The following is a 4,343-nucleotide window of genomic DNA, read 5'->3' on the forward strand; positions in this document are numbered from 1 at the left end:
GTCGTGCACCGGCTCGTGCGCCAGCTGGCCACGGAGACCCAGCGGGTCGCCGAGGCCTCGGCCGAGCGGGACGACATCCTGCGCGGGGCCAGCCTGACCAGCATGATCTCGACCGACGTCGACGGGACGATCCGCTCCTTCAGCACCGGGTCCGAGGAGCTCCTCGGCTGGTCTGCCGCCGACCTGGTCGGCCGGGCGACGCCGGCGACCTTCCACGACGAGGCCGAGGTCGCGGAGGTGGCGAACGAGCTGGGTGTCGAACCCGGCTTCGACGTCTTCGTGGCGCTCGCCGGCGCCCCCAGCCGCGTGTGGACCTACGTCCGCGCCGACGGCGGCCACCGCTACGTCCGACTCGTGATCACCGAGCTGCACGACGCCGCGGGCGAGGTCACCGGCTACCTCGGGGTCGGCGTCGACGTCACCGAGGCGTTCCGGGCCGAGCGTGCCCTCGCCCTGTCCGAGACGCAGTGGCGGGTCCTGGTGGAGCACCTGCCGGACACCACGGTGCTCCTGGTCGACGAGGAGCAGCGCATCCGGCTGGTCGCCGGTGGCGGCGCGATGCGGCAGGGCCTGCGCGAATCGGAGGGCCGCGTGCTCGCCGAGGTCTCCAACCCCGACAACATGCGCGTCCTCGGCCCCCTCGTCGACGGGGCGCTCGTCGGGGTGTCCGGGACGGCCGAGGTGTCGTCCGCCGCCACCGGAGCCCACCACGAGGTCTTCGTCACCGCCCTCCCCGGCGGTGACTCCGGCCGACGGGCCATGATCCTGGCCCGCGACGTGAGCGCCGAGCGCGCCCGCGAGGCCGCGTTGGTCCTGGCCACGGAGCGGACCGAACGGCTCATCGCCGATGCGCCGCATGGCGTGCTGGCGCTGGACCGGAGCGGTCGGGTGGTGCGGGCCAACGAGGCCGTGGYACGGCTGCTCCGCCGGAGCACCGACCACCTGGTCGGATCCGGGCTGCCGGACCTCGCCACGCTCGGCGAGGCGCACGCCGTCGAGCACTACTTCTCCCGGGTGCTCGCCGCCGCGGGCGAGGCCGTGGAGGCCGACCTCGACGTCCTGGACCGTTCCGGCGACATCGTCCACGTGCTCCTCAGCGGCCGGCTCCTGTCCCACGACGAGCCGAACGACGACCTGGTGCTGGTCAACGTCCTCGACATGTCCGAGCGTCGTCGCTACGAGGCCACCCTCGCGCACCTCGCCCACCACGACGTCCTGACGGGGCTCCCCAACCGGCGTGCCTTCGACGAGTCGCTGCAGCAGCACGTCGAGCACTGCCAGCGCTACGGCCAGCGCGGTGCGCTGCTGCTGCTCGACCTCGACCACTTCAAGCAGGTCAACGACACCTTGGGCCACGCCGCCGGGGACGACCTGCTCGTCGACGTCGCCTCCGTGCTGCGCGAAGGGCTGCGGGCCACCGACACCGTGGCGCGGCTGGGCGGCGACGAGTTCGCGATCCTGCTCCCCGAGGCCGACCGCGCCGAGGCCGACGTGGTGGCCGCTGCCGTGGTCCAGCGCATCCGCGACCACACCTCGGGCCTCGACGGAGCGCGACGCCGGGTGACGGCCAGCGTCGGCGTGGTGACCTTCGCGGGCGCCGCCGACCACGAGCTCGATGCCCTCGCCCTCGCCGACCTGGTGATGTACGACGCGAAGGAGGCCGGGCGGGACCGGTCGGCCGCGCTCGAGGAGGGCGGCGCGTGCCAGCCCCTGTCGGGCGCCCGGCTGGAGTGGCAGGCGCGGATCGAGGACGCCCTGGCCCACGACGGGTTCGAGCTCCACCTCCAGCCGATCGTCGAGCTCGCCACCGGCGACGTGACCGCCGCCGAGGTGCTGATCCGGATGCGCCTCGACGGGGAGATCGTGCCTCCCGTCCACTTCCTGCCCGTGGCCGAGACGGTGGGCCTCATGCCCCAGGTCGACGCCTGGGTCGTGGAGCACTCCGTGGCCATGCTCGCCCGCCTGCGACGTACCCGTCCCGACCTGCGCCTGGAGGTCAACCTCTCCGGGCACTCGATCGGCCGGGCCGACATCGAGGACACGATCCGGCAGTCGCTGGAGCGTCACCAGGTCGATCCCGACGCCCTCATCCTCGAGGTCACCGAGACGGCGGCCGTGGCCGACCTCGTCGGCGCCCGCGAGTTCGCGGAGCGGATGTCGGCGCTGGGCTGCAAGTTCGCCCTCGACGACTTCGGGGCCGGGTTCGGCTCGTTCTCCTACCTCAAGCACCTGCTGTTCGACTACGTGAAGATCGACGGGCAGTTCATCTCCCACTGCCACGAGTCGGACGTCGACCGCACGATCCTGCGCTCGATCGTGGGCATCGCCCGCGACCTCGGCAAGCAGACCGTCGCCGAGTTCGTCTCCGACGAGCGGATCATGCAGGTCGTCCGGGTCGAGGGTGTCGACTTCGCGCAGGGCTACCTGCCCGGGGCGCCGATGCCGGAGGAGCGCTTCGTCGCCCTGCTGGAGGCGTCCGTCGACCTCAGGTGAGGGCCGCCGGTCCCTCCACCAGCACGACGTGCAGCGTTCGGGGCCCGTGGACGCCCTCGACCCGGTCGAGCTCGATGTCGCTGGTGGCGCTCGGCCCACTGATCCAGGTCAGGGGGCGCGCCGGGTCCAGCAGCGCCACCGCGTCAGGGACGTCGGCGACCACCTGGTCGGCGCGCACCACGCACACGTGCAGGTCGGGCACCAGGCTGATGGCCCGGCGGCCCTGGTCGGGTGCGTGGTCCAGCACGATGGTGCCGGTCTCGGCGATGCCGACCCGCGCGGCCGTCACCACGGCGTCGAGCGCGTCCAGCTCGGCGGCGGACAGGTCGTCGTCGACCACCGAGCCCGTCACGTCCAGTTCGAGCCCCGGTGGTACGACGGCACGGCCGCCGGCCAGCGCCGCGGCCACCGTGGACGCCACCTCGTCGGCACGGCAGCGCGTCACCACGGCGCGGTAGTCCTCGACCCGCTCGACGAAGAGACCGACCAGGTCGTCAACCGGTCGTACCGTCGGGGCGGCCGGCAGCGGGCCGGCGGGCTCCACCCCGTCGAGGGCGGCGCGGACCGCGGCCAGGATCTCGTCGCGGGCGCTGCTCATCGTCGTCCTCCGTCGGTGCGCTGCCACCAGGCGCGGAACGACTCCGGGGGTGGCGCGGGCAGGTCGCGCGCGGAGGTCCAGGCGGCACCGGGACCCGGCAACCTGCCGGCCGCCCGGCGACCGCCGGGGAGCGTCGTACGACCGAGGCGGTCGAGCACGCGTCCGGCGCCTCCGGAGGCGCGGTGCGCCCACCGCAGGCGGCGGGCGTCGCTGAAGGCCCACGCGGTGGCCTTCATCGCGACGGCCTCGGCCTTGGGCACGGCGTCGCCGCGGTGGCTGTCGACGACCTGGGCGCGCAGGTCGACGAGCACGGACGGGATGTCGATGCGGACCGGGCAGACCTCGAAGCAGGCGCCGCACAAGGACGACGCGTACGGCAACGAGGCGGTCTGCTCGTCCGAGACTCCGCGCAGCAGCGGGTTGAGGATCGCGCCGATCGGTCCGGGGTAGACCGAGCCGTAGGCGTGACCGCCGACCCGCTCGTAGACCGGGCAGACGTTGAGGCAGGCCGAGCAGCGGATGCACCGCAGCGCCTGGCGCCCGACGTCGTCGGCGAGCGCGCGGGTGCGGCCGTTGTCCAGCAGGACGACGTGCACCTCCTGCGGGCCGTCGCCGGGCGTGACGCCGGTCCACGTGGAGGTGTAGGGGTTCATCCGCTCGCCGGTCGACGAGCGCGGCAGCAGTCGCAGCAGCGGGTCGAGGTCGCGCCAGGTCGGCACGACCTTCTCGATGCCGACGACGCTGATGAGGACCTCGGGCAGGGTCAGGCACATCCGGCCGTTGCCCTCGGACTCGACGACCACCAGGGTGCCGGTCTCGGCGACGGCGAAGTTGGCGCCCGAGACGGCGACCTTCGCCCGCAGGAACTTCTCCCGCAGGTGGGCACGCGCGGCCGCCGCGAGGACGGCGGGCTCGTCGGTCAGGTCGTCGGGGGCGGGCCGCCCGACGTCGGCCATCCGGCGACGGAAGATCTCGCGGATCTCGGCGCGGTTGCGGTGGATGGCCGGCACCAGGATGTGCGAGGGCAGGTCGTCGCCGAGCTGCACGATGAGCTCGGCCAGGTCGGTCTCCCACGCGGCGATGCCCTCGGCCTCGAGCGCCTCGTTGAGCCCGATCTCGGCGGTCGCCATCGACTTGACCTTGACCACCTCGTCGGCGCCGTGGTCGTGGGTGACGCGAGCGACGATGGCGCACGCCTCGGCGGCGTCGCGCGCCCAGTGGACGGTCGCTCCGCCCGCGACCAGCGCGACCT

3 protein-coding genes are annotated in these 4,343 nt (G+C 73.7%); 1 reads left to right on the plus strand and 2 read right to left on the minus strand.

Features of this window, described 5'->3' with window-relative positions:
- Window positions 1-2,493, plus strand: a 2,493-nt coding sequence (locus AC1DQF_RS21190; protein WP_477527203.1) for a sensor domain-containing protein, incomplete at its 5' end; no start/stop codon positions are given.
- Here AC1DQF_RS21190 and AC1DQF_RS21195 read toward each other — a convergent pair.
- Window positions 2,486-3,091, minus strand: a complete 606-nt coding sequence (locus tag AC1DQF_RS21195) for a LutC/YkgG family protein (protein WP_477527204.1) — start codon at window positions 3,089-3,091, stop codon at window positions 2,486-2,488. The genes AC1DQF_RS21190 and AC1DQF_RS21195 overlap by 8 nt on opposite strands.
- Window positions 3,088-4,343, minus strand: a 1,256-nt coding sequence (locus AC1DQF_RS21200; protein WP_477527205.1) for a lactate utilization protein B, incomplete at its 5' end; no start/stop codon positions are given. The genes AC1DQF_RS21195 and AC1DQF_RS21200, both read right to left, overlap by 4 nt.

Source organism: Nocardioides sp. P4_G4, from assembly GCF_056401085.1.